General features: G+C 64.8%; 14 protein-coding genes and 1 pseudogene. 9 read left to right on the top strand and 6 right to left on the bottom strand.

Features of this window, described 5'->3' with window-relative positions; genetic code table 11:
* Positions 1-3: 3 nt before the first annotated feature.
* The 4 genes and pseudogenes from J6U32_RS17860 to J6U32_RS17845 all read left to right on the top strand — a co-directional run.
* Positions 4-600: pseudogene (locus J6U32_RS17860) on the top strand (transporter substrate-binding domain-containing protein); the annotation flags it as partial.
* 1 nt (position 601) lies between these two features.
* Positions 602-1,570 (top strand): amino acid ABC transporter permease, encoded by a 969-nt coding sequence (locus tag J6U32_RS17855; protein ID WP_208791498.1) that lies wholly within the window; start codon positions 602-604, stop codon positions 1,568-1,570.
* The gene (locus J6U32_RS17850; protein WP_280118961.1) at positions 1,557-2,339 is read left to right on the top strand and encodes an amino acid ABC transporter ATP-binding protein; all 783 of its coding nucleotides are present in this window, start codon (positions 1,557-1,559) and stop codon (positions 2,337-2,339) included. The genes J6U32_RS17855 and J6U32_RS17850 overlap by 14 nt, the downstream gene beginning before the upstream one ends.
* Before the next feature lie 27 nt (positions 2,340-2,366).
* Positions 2,367-2,822 carry a nitroreductase/quinone reductase family protein gene (locus J6U32_RS17845; protein ID WP_208791497.1) on the top strand — a complete coding sequence of 152 codons (456 nt, stop codon included), beginning with the start codon at positions 2,367-2,369 and terminating at the stop codon, positions 2,820-2,822.
* A gap of 21 nt (positions 2,823-2,843) precedes the next feature.
* Here the strand turns inward: J6U32_RS17845 and J6U32_RS17840 are convergent, their stop codons facing one another.
* The 3 genes from J6U32_RS17840 to J6U32_RS17830 form a co-directional block, all read right to left on the bottom strand.
* The gene (locus tag J6U32_RS17840; protein WP_208791496.1) at positions 2,844-3,689 is read right to left on the bottom strand and encodes a class I SAM-dependent methyltransferase; all 846 of its coding nucleotides are present in this window, start codon (positions 3,687-3,689) and stop codon (positions 2,844-2,846) included.
* A gap of 48 nt (positions 3,690-3,737) precedes the next feature.
* Entirely contained in the window at positions 3,738-4,979 is a 1,242-nt protein-coding gene (locus J6U32_RS17835) for a lipase family protein (RefSeq protein WP_244332092.1), read from the bottom strand.
* 208 nt (positions 4,980-5,187) lie between these two features.
* A complete protein-coding gene (locus J6U32_RS17830) occupies positions 5,188-5,751 on the bottom strand; it encodes a 2'-5' RNA ligase family protein (protein ID WP_208791494.1) in 564 nt (187 codons plus the stop codon).
* Between the two features lie 207 nt (positions 5,752-5,958).
* On the opposite strand from J6U32_RS17830, the gene rpsA reads away from it, so the two are divergent.
* Positions 5,959-7,434 (top strand): 30S ribosomal protein S1, encoded by a 1,476-nt coding sequence (gene rpsA, locus J6U32_RS17825; RefSeq protein WP_026920065.1) that lies wholly within the window; start codon positions 5,959-5,961, stop codon positions 7,432-7,434.
* 86 nt (positions 7,435-7,520) lie between these two features.
* On the opposite strand, the gene J6U32_RS17820 is transcribed toward rpsA, so the two are convergent.
* Complete coding sequence (locus tag J6U32_RS17820) at positions 7,521-8,924, bottom strand: hypothetical protein (RefSeq protein ID WP_208791493.1); 1,404 nt, start codon at positions 8,922-8,924, stop codon at positions 7,521-7,523.
* Positions 8,921-9,550: a hypothetical protein gene (locus J6U32_RS17815; RefSeq protein WP_208791492.1), complete on the bottom strand. Its 630-nt coding sequence runs from the start codon at positions 9,548-9,550 to the stop codon at positions 8,921-8,923. Before J6U32_RS17815 ends, J6U32_RS17820 begins: the two co-directional genes overlap by 4 nt.
* Positions 9,551-9,709: 159 nt before the next feature.
* Here J6U32_RS17815 and aztD point away from each other — a divergent pair, with 159 nt between their 5' ends.
* The 3 genes from aztD to J6U32_RS17800 are packed head-to-tail and all read left to right on the top strand — an operon-like array spanning position 9,710 to position 12,650.
* The gene (aztD, locus tag J6U32_RS17810; protein WP_208791491.1) at positions 9,710-10,948 is read left to right on the top strand and encodes a zinc metallochaperone AztD; all 1,239 of its coding nucleotides are present in this window, start codon (positions 9,710-9,712) and stop codon (positions 10,946-10,948) included.
* Between the two features lie 53 nt (positions 10,949-11,001).
* Positions 11,002-11,907, top strand: a complete 906-nt coding sequence (gene coaE / locus J6U32_RS17805) for a dephospho-CoA kinase (protein ID WP_208791490.1) — start codon at positions 11,002-11,004, stop codon at positions 11,905-11,907.
* A 35-nt stretch (positions 11,908-11,942) separates the two neighbouring features.
* Complete coding sequence (locus J6U32_RS17800; RefSeq protein WP_208791489.1) at positions 11,943-12,650, top strand: hypothetical protein; 708 nt, start codon at positions 11,943-11,945, stop codon at positions 12,648-12,650.
* A 7-nt stretch (positions 12,651-12,657) separates the two neighbouring features.
* Here J6U32_RS17800 and J6U32_RS17795 read toward each other — a convergent pair whose 3' ends face one another.
* Entirely contained in the window at positions 12,658-13,224 is a 567-nt protein-coding gene (locus tag J6U32_RS17795) for a DUF402 domain-containing protein (protein ID WP_208791488.1), read from the bottom strand.
* 76 nt (positions 13,225-13,300) lie between these two features.
* Here J6U32_RS17795 and uvrB point away from each other — a divergent pair, with 76 nt between their 5' ends.
* Positions 13,301-15,463 carry an excinuclease ABC subunit UvrB gene (uvrB, locus tag J6U32_RS17790; RefSeq protein WP_208791487.1) on the top strand — a complete coding sequence of 721 codons (2,163 nt, stop codon included), beginning with the start codon at positions 13,301-13,303 and terminating at the stop codon, positions 15,461-15,463.
* Positions 15,464-15,562 lie beyond the last annotated feature (99 nt).

The following is a 15,562-nucleotide window of genomic DNA, read 5'->3' as shown; positions in this document are numbered from 1 at the left end:
CAGCAATACATCGAGGCGCAGTTCGACAAGATCATCCCGTCGATCGTTGCGGGGACCTATGACGTGGGTATGTCTTCGTTCACTGTGAATCCCGAGCGACTACAGCAGGTCGACTTCGTGAGTTACTTCAGCGCGGGCATCCAATGGGCGCAGCGAACGGGCGAAGCCATCGATCCGAATAACGCTTGCGGCAAGAAGGTTGCGGTCCAGTCTCACACGGTCGAAGCCGATACTGAACTGCCCGCAAAAAGCAAGGCGTGCACCGATGCAGGTAAGGACGCGATTGAGATTGTCAAGTTCGATAGTCAGGATCAGGCAACCAACGCGCTCCTGTTGAGCAAGGTTGATGCCATGTCCGCTGACTCTCCGGTGACCGCGTACGCGATCGCCCGATCCAACGGAAAGTTGGCGTTGGCGGGCGGGGTTGCGGAATCCGAACCTTACGGGTGGGCCGTGCAGAAGGGATCGTCGTTGGGGCCAGCCATGCAGAAGGCGCTGCAGTATCTCATCGACAACGGTCAGTACAAGGCCATCGCCGAGCACTGGACAGTCCAAGCCGGGATGATTCAGGCGCCGGTGATCAATCCGCCGGTCAGCTGACGTGGGAGCAACCTCGACTTCCGGTCCGTCGCCAATTGACGACGGACCGCGAGAACCGACGGCGATCCAAGCGGTGCCACTTCGCCACTACGGACAGTGGGTGGCAGCTGCGATCGTCCTGATCTTGGTGGTGTTGTTCGTCTACGGTGCGGCAACGAATCCCGCCTACGGATGGGCCACCTACGGCAAGTATTTGTTCGACACTCGGATTCTCGTCGGTGCGGGCTACACGCTGCTGCTCACGGTGCTCGCGATGGTGATCGCCGTCATCCTTGGCGTCCTCCTTGCGATCATGCGGCTATCACCCAACGTGGTTCTGCGGTCGGTGTCGTGGGTGTACCTGTGGATTTTTCGAGGGACACCGGTCTACGTTCAGCTGGTGTTCTGGGGCTTGTTCCCTTCCATATACAAACGCATCGACCTGGGAATACCGTTTGTGGTGCAGTTCGCACACCTGAACATGCAGGATCTCTACTCGGCCCTTCTCTTCGCGATGATCGGGCTGGCCCTCAATGAGTCTGCGTACATGGCCGAGATCGTGCGTGCCGGTATCTCCTCGGTGGGTGAGGGACAGACCGAGGCGTCGGTGGCGCTGGGGATGTCATGGACCCAGACGATGCGCCGGACGGTGTTGCCACAGGCGATGCGAGTGATCATTCCGCCGACCGGTAACGAGGTGATCAGCATGCTGAAGACCACGAGCCTCGTGGTTGCGGTGCCGTTCACAGGCGAACTGTTCGGTGTGCAAGCAGATATCTCTGGTGTCAACTTCCAGCCAATTCCACTGCTCATGGTGGCCTCGACCTGGTACCTCGCGGTCACCAGCGTGCTCATGGTCGGCCAGTTCTATCTGGAGCGCTACTACTCACGAGGAGCGTCGCGACAGTTGACCGGGCGACAATTGAAGGCGATGGCGGCCGCGCAGAACAAGGTGCTCGCCGTCGACGAGGAGAGTGATGAGCTCCGTTGAGACCGCTGCGCCACCGATGGTTCGCGCCGATCGGGTGTGCAAGAGCTTCGGGACCCTGCAGGTGCTCAAGGGCATCAGCCTCGAGGTCGCCAAGGGTGAGGTCCTCTGTCTGATCGGCCCCTCGGGATCGGGGAAGTCGACGTTCTTGCGGTGCGTGAACCATCTCGAGGTGGTCAACACCGGGCGGCTCTACGTCGACGGTGATCTGATCGGGTATCGCGAACGCGGCGACAAGCTCTATGAGATGAGCCCGAAGGATGCGGCCAAGCAACGGCGCGACATCGGCATGGTGTTCCAGCATTTCAACCTGTTCCCGCATCGCACCGCGTTGGAGAACGTGATCGAGGCGCCGACACAGGTGAAGAAGCAGAAGAAGGACGCCGCACTCGCGCGTGCCCGTGAACTGCTCGACCGGGTGGGGCTCGCGGACAAGGCCGATACCTATCCGGCCCAGCTCTCCGGCGGACAGCAACAACGAGTCGCCATTGCTCGTGCTCTCGCCATGGAACCCAAGCTGATGCTCTTCGACGAGCCGACCTCGGCGCTCGATCCCGAATTGGTGGGCGAGGTACTCGGCGTCATGCGAGAGCTTGCGGCGTCCGGGATGACGATGGTGGTGGTCACCCACGAGATGGGTTTCGCGCGTGAGGTGGCCGACCAGCTGGTGTTCATGGACGGCGGAGTCGTCGTCGAAAAGGGCGATCCGCGTGAGGTTCTCGCGAATCCGCAGCACGAGAGGACCAAGAGCTTCCTGTCCAAACTCCTGTGAGTCGGTCTGCGGCTATCCTCGGCGGGCATGACGAATGCGAGCCCACGGCCACCGTGGTGGTTGACACCGATGAACAAGGTGCTGATGGCGGTGACGAGGGTCGGGATACCGATCTTCGGTGACGAGGGTCCGGTGATCCTCACCGTGCCGGGGCGCACGAGCGGTAAGCCCCGATCGACGCCGATCACCCCGATGACCGTGGACGGTCATCGCTACGTCGTGTCCGGTTTCCCCGGCTCGGACTGGGAACGCAATGCCCGTGCCGCCGACACCGCAACCCTGCGCACCCGTCGGCGTTCGGAAACCGTGCGCATGGTGGAACTCGATGCGGCGCAGGCCCGCCCATTGCTTCGACGGTTTCCCGAACTCGTGCCCACCGGTGTCGAGTTCATGACGCGATCGGGTTTGGTCACCGAGGGCACCCCCGACGAGTTCGAGGCGCTCGCCGGCCGGTGTGCGGTGTTCCGGTTCGATCCCGCGTGAGATGACGGCGGCTGATCGACGTCAGCTGTCCGGCTTACGGCAACAGAAGATCGCGGTACCCGGAAAGTATTGTCCCCGAAGCGGACTCCACTGACCCCAGACGCGTTCGAGGTCGTCGGGCCATTCGGGCTCCACGATGTCGTCGAGAATCAAACCGGCGGAACGAATCTCACGGACGCGATCACCGATGGTCCGATGGTGCTCGACGTAGGTGATGGTGCCGTCGGCATCGACCTCGGAGTACGGTGTGCGATTGAAGTAGGGGATCGCGACGGTGAGACCGTCAGGTCCGGGGTCGTCGGGAAACATCCAGCGCATCGGGTGATTGATGGAGAACACCCAACGGCCACCGGGCACGAGAACCCGTGCGGCCTCGGCCATCACGCGCCCCGAATCGGCGACGAACGGCACCGCACCGAACGACGAGAAAGTGATGTCGAAGGTGGCATCGGCGAAGGGGAGTGCCTCAGCCGTGGCCTGGACGAGAGGAACCGGGGTCTCGTCGAAGAGCTCCATCGCCGCCAGCCCGTACCCCAGCATGCGCCGCGAGAGATCGGTCGCGACCACGTCGGCGCCCTGCGCGGCAAGCCACCTGGAACACGGCGCCGATCCACAACCGATCTCGAGCACGGTCTTCCCCCGTACCTCGCCGAGCAGGTGTGCGTCGGACTCCCGAAGATTCTCCGGGCACCACACGAAATCGCCTCCCGGTGTGCCGGCGCCCAGGAAATCGCCGTGTTCGGCGTGGTAGTCGGTGGTTTCGGCGTCCCACCACGCGCGGTTGGCGCGGGCGCTGGTCGCCGAGTCGACGTCATCGAGGACGCGCGGTTGATGAGCGGGGATCGCTGATTCGTCGGAAGAGTCCACGCCCGCGAGTCTAGGGACGTGGACCCTTGCCGGTCAGCGGTGCGCCTGTCAGATCGGTGCGAGGGTGTTTCCGGTCGGGATGCCACTGCAGTACGTCGCCGGTCGGCCGGCGAACCGGTCGGCCAGGAACCGCTCGGCGTCGGCGGCCCACGGAATGAATGCCTCGAAATGGCTGAGCTTCGGATAGGTCTTGTATTGGGTTGCCACCCCTTCGCGGCAGTAGCGCGTTGCCAGACCTGCGACGTCCGCGTCGATCATGATGCCGTCGCCGATCCCGTCGATGTTGCCGACCCCCAGGAAGACCGGACCACGGGGCTTGCCTTTGAGTCCCATGATGTTCTGGTTGAACGCCGCGGGGATGCCTGGGACATCGAGCAGGCTCGGATACTGCGGCTGGAGTAGCTGAGAGTCGGTCAATCCGGGGTATTTCGTCGCGAAATCGATGAGGCATTTGCCCTGGGTCTGGGCGAGGATGGTGGTTCCCTTAGGGGAGAGGTACCGCTCGATACCGAGGTCGAACACGTCGTTGTAGACGTTCATCAGTGCCGGGATGACACCGGCCCACTGCGTGCTGCCATTGACATACGGCAGGTTGTGCGCCGGATCAACGATCACCCCACCCGCTGCGACGGCGATGATGTTGAGCTCGGGCGCGTAGGTCGGCGCGAGATCGGCACCGAATCCGGTGGGGACCGAACCGCCGGAGTAGCCGAACAGACCAACCGGCGTCGATGCCGGAGCGCGCAGGTGTCGCTCGGCGGCGCGGATGCTGTCGAGCGCGGTCTGGGCCGATTCGCGACCCATGGTCCACCGCATCTTCAGACCTTCGTAATCGGGGGCCACAACGGTGTACCCCTGCGCGAGGAGGGTACCGATGGTGAGGTCGTCGAATTCCGGTCGGCGGCCGGTGTTCCCCCCACGCAATGCGTAGGACGGATCGCATTGCGAACCGAGTGCATCGTAGGGCGAATGGTAGGAAATGATCTTACGCGGCCCCGGTGTGAGGGGCTCGATGATCGAGGTCACCGCAGCGGTCGGGGCGCCGAACTGATCGGTGGTGCGGAACAGTATCTGGGTGGCCGTCGCGGGAAAGCGCTTGTCGCCGTAGGCCAAACCGACAACCCTGGTTTTCAGTGCGGTTCCCGGCTCGACGTGGGTCAGCGAGTGTGTCGTACTGTAAAACGGATCCTGGGAGGGCGGTACCAGCGGTGCCGCCGCTGCCGGTGCCGCCAGGGGAATCGCTAGGAGAATCGACAGGAGCGCTGCAAGTGCAGCACCGACCACTGTCACGGAAAAAGCTCTGGGAATTCGGGCCACCGCCGAATTCTAAAGGTATTCAAAGACCGGCGCCAACGATTGCGATAAATCGAGAATTCGACGCTGTCAATGTCATTCTCCGGACCCTATCCACGACCATTCGGGTACAAAAGTCTCTGGCGCTCACGTGCCCGGGTGTGGACATCCCCTGAGGTGAACCGCTCGCCCTATCGAGGTCGCGTCAGCAGGCTCTTCCGCCGATGACACGGGCAGTGCGTGTGTCGGAGTCCCAGCGGCGCAGCCCGACGACTGTCATCGGTGCTTCACCAATGACGGGGTCGTAAGGCTCGAGGGCGTGGAAAAGGGCAGGCAATTGTTCGAGTGGAACGCGGCGCGCCAACGTCACGTGAGGGGTCCATGAGCCTGGAACACAATGGTCGAATACCCCTGCCCGCCCTTTGTGGTCCGTCGCGAACGGAGCACCCAGGCGGACGGCCGCAGCATGGGTGGACAACAACTCGCTCGTGGGCACCACCAGACGTGCGACGACCCGCTTGCGTCCGTAGCCGAAGACGACCACGCCACCGAGTGCGACCGTGAACGGTAGGCGCATGCCGACCGTCGCCAGTGCGGTATCGATACCGGGTGCGATGTGGGCGGCGGCGAGTGCGGTGATATGCGGGCGATTGGTGCTCGAGGCGATGCCGGCCTGAGAGGGGAGCCCGGCGTCGGCGAGCGCTGCCCACTGTGTGCGAATCTGCTGGTCAGAGGCGTCGTCGACGAGGAACTCGACTGAGTGTGCCATCGTGCGTGTCTCCCCGTGTCGGTGCGAATGCGACGGCCCCGGAATGCGGCGGTACGGCATTTGCCCAGCGCAACGCCGCTGGAGTAGGGTTGTTTCCGCGCGTGTGCACCATCTCGCGCGGTTGCGCATGCCCTGAGTATGGGCCGGCGCACTCCCAGCACGACCAAACTGTACCTACTACATATCTGTCCGGAGCAACTCACCAATATGCCGTCCTCCACCATCACCTCGCCGCAAGTAGCCGTCAACGACATCGGCTCGGCTGAGGACTTTCTCGCCGCCATCGACTCCACGATCAAGTACTTCAACGATGGCGACATCGTCGAAGGCACCATCGTCAAGGTCGACCGCGACGAGGTTCTGCTCGACATCGGTTACAAGACCGAAGGCGTGATCCCCTCACGCGAACTCTCGATCAAGCACGACGTGGACCCCAACGAGGTCGTCAACGTCGGTGACGAGGTTGAAGCACTCGTCCTCACCAAGGAGGACAAAGAAGGCCGGCTGATCCTGTCCAAGAAGCGTGCGCAGTACGAGCGCGCGTGGGGCACGATCGAGGAGCTCAAGGAGAAGGACGAGGCCGTCAAGGGCACCGTCATCGAGGTCGTCAAGGGCGGCCTGATCCTCGACATCGGTCTGCGTGGCTTCCTCCCGGCATCGCTGGTGGAGATGCGCCGCGTCCGCGATCTGCAGCCGTACATCGGCAAGGAGATCGAGGCCAAGATCATCGAGCTCGACAAGAACCGCAACAACGTGGTGCTCTCGCGTCGCGCCTGGCTGGAGCAGACCCAGTCCGAGGTGCGCAGCGAATTCCTGCACCAGCTGCAGAAGGGCCAGGTCCGCAAGGGCGTCGTGTCCTCGATCGTCAACTTCGGTGCGTTCGTCGATCTCGGCGGCGTCGACGGTCTGGTTCACGTCTCCGAGCTGTCCTGGAAGCACATCGATCATCCGTCCGAGGTCGTCACCGTGGGTGACGAGGTCACCGTCGAGGTTCTCGACGTCGATCTGGACCGCGAGCGTGTGTCGCTGTCGCTCAAGGCCACTCAGGAAGACCCGTGGCGCCAGTTCGCCCGCACCCACGCGATCGGCCAGATCGTCCCGGGCAAGGTCACCAAGCTGGTGCCGTTCGGTGCGTTCGTCCGTGTCGACGAGGGCATCGAGGGCCTGGTGCACATCTCCGAGCTCGCCGAGCGTCACGTCGAGGTCCCGGACCAGGTTGTCGCCGTCGGCGACGACGCGATGGTCAAGGTCATCGACATCGACCTGGAGCGTCGCCGGATCTCGCTGAGCCTCAAGCAGGCCAACGAGGACTACACCGAGGAGTTCGACCCGTCGAAGTACGGCATGGCCGACAGCTACGACGAGCAGGGCAACTACATCTTCCCCGAGGGCTTCGATCCCGAGACCAACGAATGGCTCGAGGGCTTCGAGAAGCAGCGTGAGGCCTGGGAGGCGCGCTACGCCGAGGCGGAGCGTCGTCACAAGATGCACACCGCGCAGATCGAGAAGTTCGCCGCTGCCGCGGCCGAGGCCGAGAAGGCCCCGACGGACTACTCGTCGGCGTCGGAGAGCCGTAGCAGCTCGTCGACCTCGTCCTCGTCGACCTCTTCGTCGGGCGGCGGATCGCTGGCCAGCGACGAGCAGCTCGCGGCGCTTCGCGAGAAGCTGTCGGGCAACGCCTGATCGCCTGATCTGAACAAACGAGTGCGGCCCCTTCCGGCAACGGAAGGGGTCGCACTCGTTTGATCTCCACCTGATCGTGTCAGGGTTCAGACGTGCGGGCGGACCTGCACCTCCAGCCGCGCCGACAGGTCGACCTCGATGATCGCCTGACCGTCGTGGTCTGCGGTGACCTCGTCGGCCATCGCTCCGCGTAACGCGTACGTCGCGCTCGGTCGGAGTCTCGAGAGTCGCAGCGCAGTTCGGGTCGGACCGGCTCCGGGCCGCAGCACGAGTTGGAGTGTCGTGCCGTCGGTGAGCGCCTTGGCGACCAGAACGTCCGGATAGCCGGCCGAATCGAGGTGAGGGCCGTGGCGCCAGGTGTCGGGGATCTCGCCGGAGGCGAGGTCCCGCATGCCGTCGGGTCTGGTCATACGTCCCAGCACATGGGCGCAGTTGACCCATGTCGAGACGCCGTGGAGTTTGTGCGCGCCGTGCGGAGAGTGATCGAACCCGATGTCGGCGGCGATCTTCTCGGTGATCGTGTCGGCGATCTCGGTGGCGCCCGTCTCGCGCGCGGCGATGAGCAGATTTGCCCACGCCCATCCATCACCGGGTCGATAGGACCCGACGTCGAGGTGGTCGACGGGCGTTGTCCGCAGTCCGACGCGCGTCGAGCGGTTGCGAATGCGTGTCCGACGCAGTACGTCCCAGGTGTCGTGCGCGAGATCCGGCGTCAAGGCGTTGAGCCAGTAGGTCATCACGGCGTCGTTGGCGATCATCGGTGGGAAGACCAGGCCGAGTGGCCCGCGTCCGAAGACAAAGCGTCTGTCGCGACGTCGGAACTTGTTGTCGAACAACGATTGCCTCATCTTTTCGGGCAGATCGCCGGCGAGATCGCGGTGGTGGAGCCGGTCGTAGGCGCACAGTCCCACCATTGCGACGGCGTTGCACATCGGGTAGATCAGGTGCGGCTCACACGGATACAACGTCTGACGACTCTGCCGCATGTTGCGCTCGATGGCCTCGGCGATCGGGGTGTAACCATAGTGGAACGACTTCTCGGTGCTCCATCGCAGTTCCAGGCTTCCCGGATCGTCGAATTCTCCGGTGCCGTTGAGGCTTTCGTAGAGCGCGAGCATCGCGGCGAAGAAGCCCGTGTACATCACGTTGCCGAGGGTCATGGGATCGGGATTCCACCGAAGGTATCCCGCCAGTTGCTCGGTGGCCCAATATCCCCATACGCGTTTGTCGCACATCTTACGAATGAGATTGGCCTGCGCCTCCGCGAGATAGCCGCCGAATGCCGGTGTGCGCGTGTACTGCGCCATCGACAACGCATACCCGGCATAACTGAGTTGGTAGCGCAGCGCGCTGCCGCCGATCTGCTCGAGCCGGGTGAAGCCGGTGAAATCGTCTACCGGCTGGAGCGCGAGATCGAGCAGGTACCGCAGCGACGCGAGATCGTCGCCGGACGACTCGGTGACCGCGACCGGCGCGATGCCCGTGCTCACGCCGACCCGACCGGCGTGCGTGCGGGCGTGTCCGACGTAGCGGCGATTACTGCGATGAATCCGGAGATGATGGCTCCCAACAGGATTGAAGTGACGACGAGGTGCGCGGTTGTCGAGCGGAGTTGATACAGGTCGACCAGACGGGTGTCGATTTCGACGACGGTCAACAGTGCGCCCGCGATCCCGATCGCCATCACACCGAGCGCCCCGACCCCACGAATGCGCCGCGGCCATCGGAGACCGACGAACGCCGCTGCACCCATGACGGCGACGGTGAGCATTGCCACACCCGAACAGTGGATCAGCCACACCCAGCCGGGTGCGCTGGTGCGGGCGAGTCCGCCGGCCATGAGCGCCACGGTCACGGGCAGCGAAGCGGCCACGCCCGTCGCGATCGCTTGCATCACCGACGGGACCGCAGTGTGGAGTGTGGGGCGACCATGCAGTGCGGGGCCGGCCCCGGGCGGCCGCTCGGAGAGGGCGTCGACAAGTGCCGCGAGATCGGTGTCATCCGGGGTGCTGCGCACCGCAGTCGGCGCGAAGCCGCCGTCGTCTCGGACGGTGCGCCACGGCATGAAACGTGAGCCGGCTCCCAGCACGATCACCATCACCAGGCAACACAGCATCACAGCCTCCTCTCCCCGGACGATGGCCCGGGGCCTCGAACCCGTTGGGGCAATATATTAAATATGTCTCTAGGTTCGGGGAATGGATCAACCCGCTCGGCAACGTATTCGTGTATGGCATTTTGACAATAATTGTCATCAACGGCTTAGCTGTGCGGCGTGCTCATACAACGGACAAAACTGACATTCTCCGTGGCCGCCCTCACGGCGGTGACCGCAACGCTCGTCGCGTGTGGCTCTGATGGCGGCGGTGACACCTCGGCGACGAGTAGTGCGGCGTCGGGATCGCCGGTCGAACAAGGAAGTGCCACACCGAGGCTCGCGTTGAGCTATGACGGCGGTGTCCTGGTCTACGACGCCGAGACCCTGCAGCAGGTCGGGGATTTCCCTGTCGAGGGTTTCACCCGACTCAACAGCGCCGATAACGGCCGCAATGTCTTCATCAGCGAGTCCGACGGGTTCCGCGTCCTCGACATGGGCACCTGGACCCGCAAGCACGGCGACCACGGCCATCACTACACGACATCGCCGGTACTCACCGACATGCGATTCGGCGGTGCCGAACCCGGTCACGTCGTGTCCTTCGAGGACCGCCTCACCCTCTTTTCCGACGGTACCGGCGAAGTGAACATCGTCGAACCCGTCGAACTGGCACAAGGGAATGCCGCGTCGACGACCTACCGCACACCTGAGCCACATCACGGGGTCGCTGTGTCGCGCGGCGACGGCACCCTGGTGGTCACCGTCGGCAACGAGGACACCCGCTCGGGCATCGTGATCCTGGACAAGGCCCGCAACGAGATCGCCCGCAACGATCAATGCCCGGGCATTCACGGTGAGGCCGAGGCCGCCGGGGGAGTACTCACCTTCGGCTGCCAGGACGGCATACTCATCGTGCGCGGCAACGAGATTCAAAAGGTGTCGAGTCCTGATCCGTACGGCCGCATCGGCAACCAGGCCGGCACGGCCGAGTCCCCGATCGTGCTCGGCGACTACAAGACCGACAAGGACGCCGAGCTCGAACGCCCGAATCGTTTCACCCTCACCGATACTCGGACCGGAACCCTGCGCCTCGTGGACTTCCCGGCCAGCTATAGCTTCCGGTCGATCGAACGCGGCCCCAACGGGCAGGCGGTAATCCTCGGTACGGACGGTGCACTGCACGTCTACGATCCCGAGTCGGCCACCGAGACGGCGAGCATCCCGGTCATCGCGGCCTGGTCCGAACCCGACGAATGGCAGTCGCCGATGCCGAATCTGTTCATCCAGGGTGACCGGGCCTACGTCAGCGACCCCGCGACGAAAACCCTGTATGCCGTTGACCTGTCCACAGCGAAGGTGGCGAACAAGGCGACCCTTCCGGCGCAGACGATCGAGCTGACCGGCGTCACCGGCTGACGGTGAGATGGTCCGGATCACGGTCCCGTGTGTGGGTTTGCCACACTGGGACCGTGATCCGAGTGGGACTGACCGGCGGCATCGGAGCCGGAAAATCGACAGTGGCCAAGACGTTCATCGAGCGCGGCGGTTTTCACATCGACGCCGACAAGATCGCCCGCGAAGTCGTCGAACCGGGCACCCCGGGTCTCGCGCGACTCGTCGAGGCGTTCGGCGAGGACATCCTGGCCGGTGACGGGTCGCTGGATCGCGCCGCACTCGCGGCGAAGGCATTCGTCGACGACGAGAGCCGCTCCACACTGAACTCGATCACCCACCCGCTCGTCGGGGCGCGCACCCAGGAAATGCTGGAGGCCGCACCCGACGACGCAATCGTCATCCAGGACATCCCACTCCTGGTCGAGGGCAACATGGCCCCGTTCTTCCATCTGGTGATCATCGTGCACGCCGACGCCGAGGAACGTGTGCGCCGGCTCGTCGAGCTGCGCGGAATGCCGGAATCCGACGCTCGTGCACGCATCGCCGCCCAAGCCGACGACGACCAGCGTCGCGCGGTCGCCGACGCCTGGCTCGACAACTCGAGCAGCCCGGAAGCGCTCGCGGCCGCCTCCGCAGAGCTGTGGGCGCGCCGCCTCGTGCCGTTCGAGACCAATGTGCGGACCCGCACTCCGGCGACCGTTGATCCGGAACTCGTTGCTGCCGAACCGAACTCCTCGACACTTCCCACGCGCATCACCCAACGGTTGTGGGCGTTGGCGGGCGCAAACGCCACGGCGATCGATGCTGCGGCGAGCGGTAGCGCCGATCAGGGGTTCGTGATCACCGCGCGCGACGCCGACGCGTCGGACGCACTCGCCGATGCGCTCCCGCCGGGTGGATTCGCACCGATCGGCGACGGCCGGTTCGGGTCTGCCGACCCCGGTCGGCCTGCGACGGTGGGTATCCGAACAGCCGGCTGAACGGAATCCTCGGCCGGCGGCGTAGTGTCGCGACAATGTTGCGCGACAACCGATCTCAGTCGCCGGGTATGCCGGTTTCGCGACGTGGGCTGCTCGCCGCGGTCGGCCTGGGCGCAGGCGCCGCGGCGATCGGGGGTTGCGCCACGACACCCGACACCCCGGGCAGCGAGATGACCGCCGCCGCGACGGCGAGATCGACGCCGTCGACCTCATCCGGACCGCCGCTGGTAATGATCGTTCGGCACGCGGAGAAACCGGCGACGGGCACGCACGGCGTCACCGAGTCCGGGGCCAGGGACTCCGCGTCGCTGACCGTCGCCGGGTGGACGCGTGCCGGTGGACTCGTCGCCCTGTTCGGTGCCGACGGCCAGGCGCCGCGCGACGGTCTACTCACCCCGGATCGGGTCGTCGCGTCGGTCGGCGGAGACGGCGCGAGTCGTCGGCCACTGCAGACGATCACCCCACTCGCCGCGCGGATCGGCGTCGAGCCGGTCACCCGATTCACCCAGGACGACCTCAGTGGTGCGGCGGCCTTCGCGCGTGGGCAGACCGGGGTGACGCTGATCAGCTGGGAGCACCACCGAATCCGCGGCCTGGTCCAGGAGTTCGGAAAGGTCACCCCGAGCCCGCGCGACTGGCCCGACGACCGTTTCGACATGGTGTGGGTGCTCCGACCGAGCGAGACCGGCTGGGCACTCGACGAGGTGGCGCAGTTGCTTCTGCACGGCGATCGAGCGGTCTGAGGCGGACTCAGGGGCGATCGAGCCAGAACACGTGCCCGCCGACCTCAGCGTCAAGCCATGCGTCGACGTCATGGCCATGTTCGGCGACCCCGGCGAGGGCTCGCGTGGCGATCCTCACGGCCGCGACGCAGCTGTCGGTGGGCAGCAACCCGGCGCGATGGGCAGCGAACAACTCGTCGACGTCGATCAGCTCCAAGGGGGTTCCGGGTACATCGACGAGATCGAGATACCAGTCCACGGCATGCCAGCGGCCCTCGCCGTCGGGGCCGTCGAATGCACCCACGTCCAGGTAGAGTCGCTGACCCGTGCGGTGCCCGTCCACGAAATGAAAGATGTTCGCACGGAGCCCGAGCGCCGGGAGCAGCCACGACTCGAGGTGATCGAACCGCGGATGGTCGGCGGTCCGTGACATGTACAACCCGAAATCGGTCACCTCGTACCGTTCGACCGGCCGCACGAATCCCTTGTTGTCGGTGTTGGTCATCGCCGGGACGTCGAAGGTCTCGCGTTTGGGCGGATGGAGGTCCTCGTGAGACGAGACCTCGCGTGATGGGGGGCCGGCCGAGTCGGACATACATCGACCCTAATGGCGCCGTGGCCCCTCGATCGCCTGGAACACACTTGTCGTAGGGCGCGTTTACCCTGGCGTCATGGCCTTTGCAGCAGAGCGACCGGTGATCGCGCACTCCGAGTACCGCCCTATCGGCGAGATCGAACGTACCGAGGGCCACTTCGAGGTGGTCAGCGAGTACGAGCCCGCCGGTGACCAGCCGGCAGCCATCGACGACCTGGAGAAACGGATCGCCGCGGGCGAGAAGGACATCGTGCTGCTCGGCGCCACCGGTACCGGCAAGTCGGCGACGACGGCCTGGCTCATCGAACGCGTCCAGCGTCCGACCCTGGTGATGGCGCCCAACAAGACCCTCGCCGCGCAGCTGGCCAACGAACTACGCGAGATGCTGCCGAACAACGCCGTCGAGTACTTCGTGTCGTACTACGACTACTACCAACCCGAGGCCTACATCGCGCAGACTGACACCTACATCGAGAAGGACTCGTCGATCAACGACGACGTCGAGCGTCTGCGGCACTCGGCCACCTCGAACCTGCTGTCACGTCGGGACGTGGTGGTGGTCGCGTCGGTCTCATGTATCTACGGTCTCGGTACCCCCCAGTCCTACCTGGATCGGTCGGTGGAGATCGCGGTCGGCGACGAGATCGATCGGGATGCATTATTGCGGCTGCTCGTCGACGTGCAGTACGCACGCAACGACACCGCCTTCACCCGCGGCACCTTCCGCGTTCGCGGCGACACCGTCGAGATCATCCCCTCCTACGAGGAGCTCGCCGTTCGGATCGAGTTCTTCGGCGACGAGGTCGAGTCGCTGTACTACCTGCACCCGCTCACCGGAGATGTTGTGAGACAGGTGGATTCACTGCGCATCTTCCCGGCGACCCACTACGTCGCGGGACCGGACCGCATGGAGAGGGCGATGAAGAGCATCGAGGACGAGCTCGAGGAGCGACTCTCGGAGCTCGAACGCAAGGGCAAACTCCTCGAGGCCCAGCGGCTGCGCATGCGCACCACCTACGACCTGGAGATGATGCGTCAGGTGGGGTTCTGCTCGGGCATCGAGAACTACTCGCGCCACATCGACGGCCGCGGTGCGGGTACCGCGCCAGCGACACTCATCGACTATTTCCCCGAGGATTTCCTCCTGGTGATCGACGAGTCCCACGTCACGGTCCCGCAGATCGGCGGCATGTACGAGGGTGACATGTCCCGCAAACGCAACCTCGTCGAGTACGGATTCCGGCTGCCGTCGGCGGTCGACAACCGGCCCCTGACCTGGGACGAGTTCGTCGACCGCATCGGGCAGACCGTCTACCTGTCGGCAACCCCGGGCCCCTACGAGCTCGGCCAGTCCAATGGTGAGTTCGTCGAGCAGGTGATCCGGCCGACCGGACTGGTGGACCCGGAGATCGTGGTGAAACCGACCAAGGGCCAGATCGACGATCTGGTGCACGAGATCCGCGAACGCACCGACCGCGACGAGCGCGTACTGGTGACGACCCTGACCAAGAAGATGTCCGAGGACCTCACCGACTATCTGCTCGAACTCGGTATCCGAGTGCGGTATCTGCACTCCGAAGTCGACACCTTGCGGCGCGTCGAGCTACTCCGGCAACTGCGATCGGGCGACTTCGACGTCCTGGTGGGCATCAACCTCCTGCGTGAGGGACTCGACCTGCCCGAGGTGTCGCTGGTCGCGATCCTCGACGCGGACAAAGAAGGATTCCTGCGCTCGACGACCTCGTTGATCCAGACCATCGGCCGTGCCGCGCGCAACGTGTCGGGTCAGGTCCACATGTATGCCGACAAGATCACCGACTCGATGCGCAACGCCATCGACGAGACCGAACGGCGACGGGCAAAACAGGTCGCCTACAACAAAGAGCGTGGGATCGATCCGCAGCCGCTGCGCAAGAAGATCGCCGACATCCTCGATCAGGTGTACCGGGAAGCCGAGGACACCTCGGCGGCGGTGGTCGGATCGGGCCGCAGCGCGAGCCGGGGCCGCCGCGCGCAGGGCGAGATGTCCGGGGGCAAGGCCGCCAGCGCCGGTGTGATCGAGAAGCGTGATGTGTCGGCGATGCCGAGAGCCGAACTGGCCGATCTGGTTTCGCAACTGACCGACCAGATGATGGCCGCCGCCCGCGACTTGCAGTTCGAACTCGCCGGGCGGCTGCGCGACGAGATCGCCGACCTGAAGAAGGAGTTGCGGGGAATGGATGCCGCCGGTATCAAGTAACGCACACGGGCGCGCCTCGCCCGATCGTGGGACAAATCGCCCCGCGGCGCACTAGCCTGCACACCCAGGGCTCCCTAAAGTGTGGGGGATGGTTGCGCC

Source organism: Gordonia polyisoprenivorans, from assembly GCF_017654315.1.
Lineage (GTDB): Bacteria > Actinomycetota > Actinomycetes > Mycobacteriales > Mycobacteriaceae > Gordonia > Gordonia polyisoprenivorans_A.
This window is presented reverse-complemented; position numbering and strand designations above follow the sequence as displayed.

Coding starts and splice junctions, on each gene's coding strand:
- J6U32_RS17815 (WP_208791492.1), bottom strand. CDS start 9,550: ATGCTGTGTTGCCTGGTGATGGTGATCGTGCTGGGAGCCGGCTCACGT.
- J6U32_RS17795 (WP_208791488.1), bottom strand. CDS start 13,224: ATGTCCGACTCGGCCGGCCCCCCATCACGCGAGGTCTCGTCTCACGAG.
- J6U32_RS17850 (WP_280118961.1), top strand. CDS start 1,557: ATGAGCTCCGTTGAGACCGCTGCGCCACCGATGGTTCGCGCCGATCGG.
- J6U32_RS17845 (WP_208791497.1), top strand. CDS start 2,367: ATGACGAATGCGAGCCCACGGCCACCGTGGTGGTTGACACCGATGAAC.
- J6U32_RS17800 (WP_208791489.1), top strand. CDS start 11,943: ATGTTGCGCGACAACCGATCTCAGTCGCCGGGTATGCCGGTTTCGCGA.
- uvrB (WP_208791487.1), top strand. CDS start 13,301: ATGGCCTTTGCAGCAGAGCGACCGGTGATCGCGCACTCCGAGTACCGC.
- J6U32_RS17830 (WP_208791494.1), bottom strand. CDS start 5,751: ATGGCACACTCAGTCGAGTTCCTCGTCGACGACGCCTCTGACCAGCAG.
- rpsA (WP_026920065.1), top strand. CDS start 5,959: ATGCCGTCCTCCACCATCACCTCGCCGCAAGTAGCCGTCAACGACATC.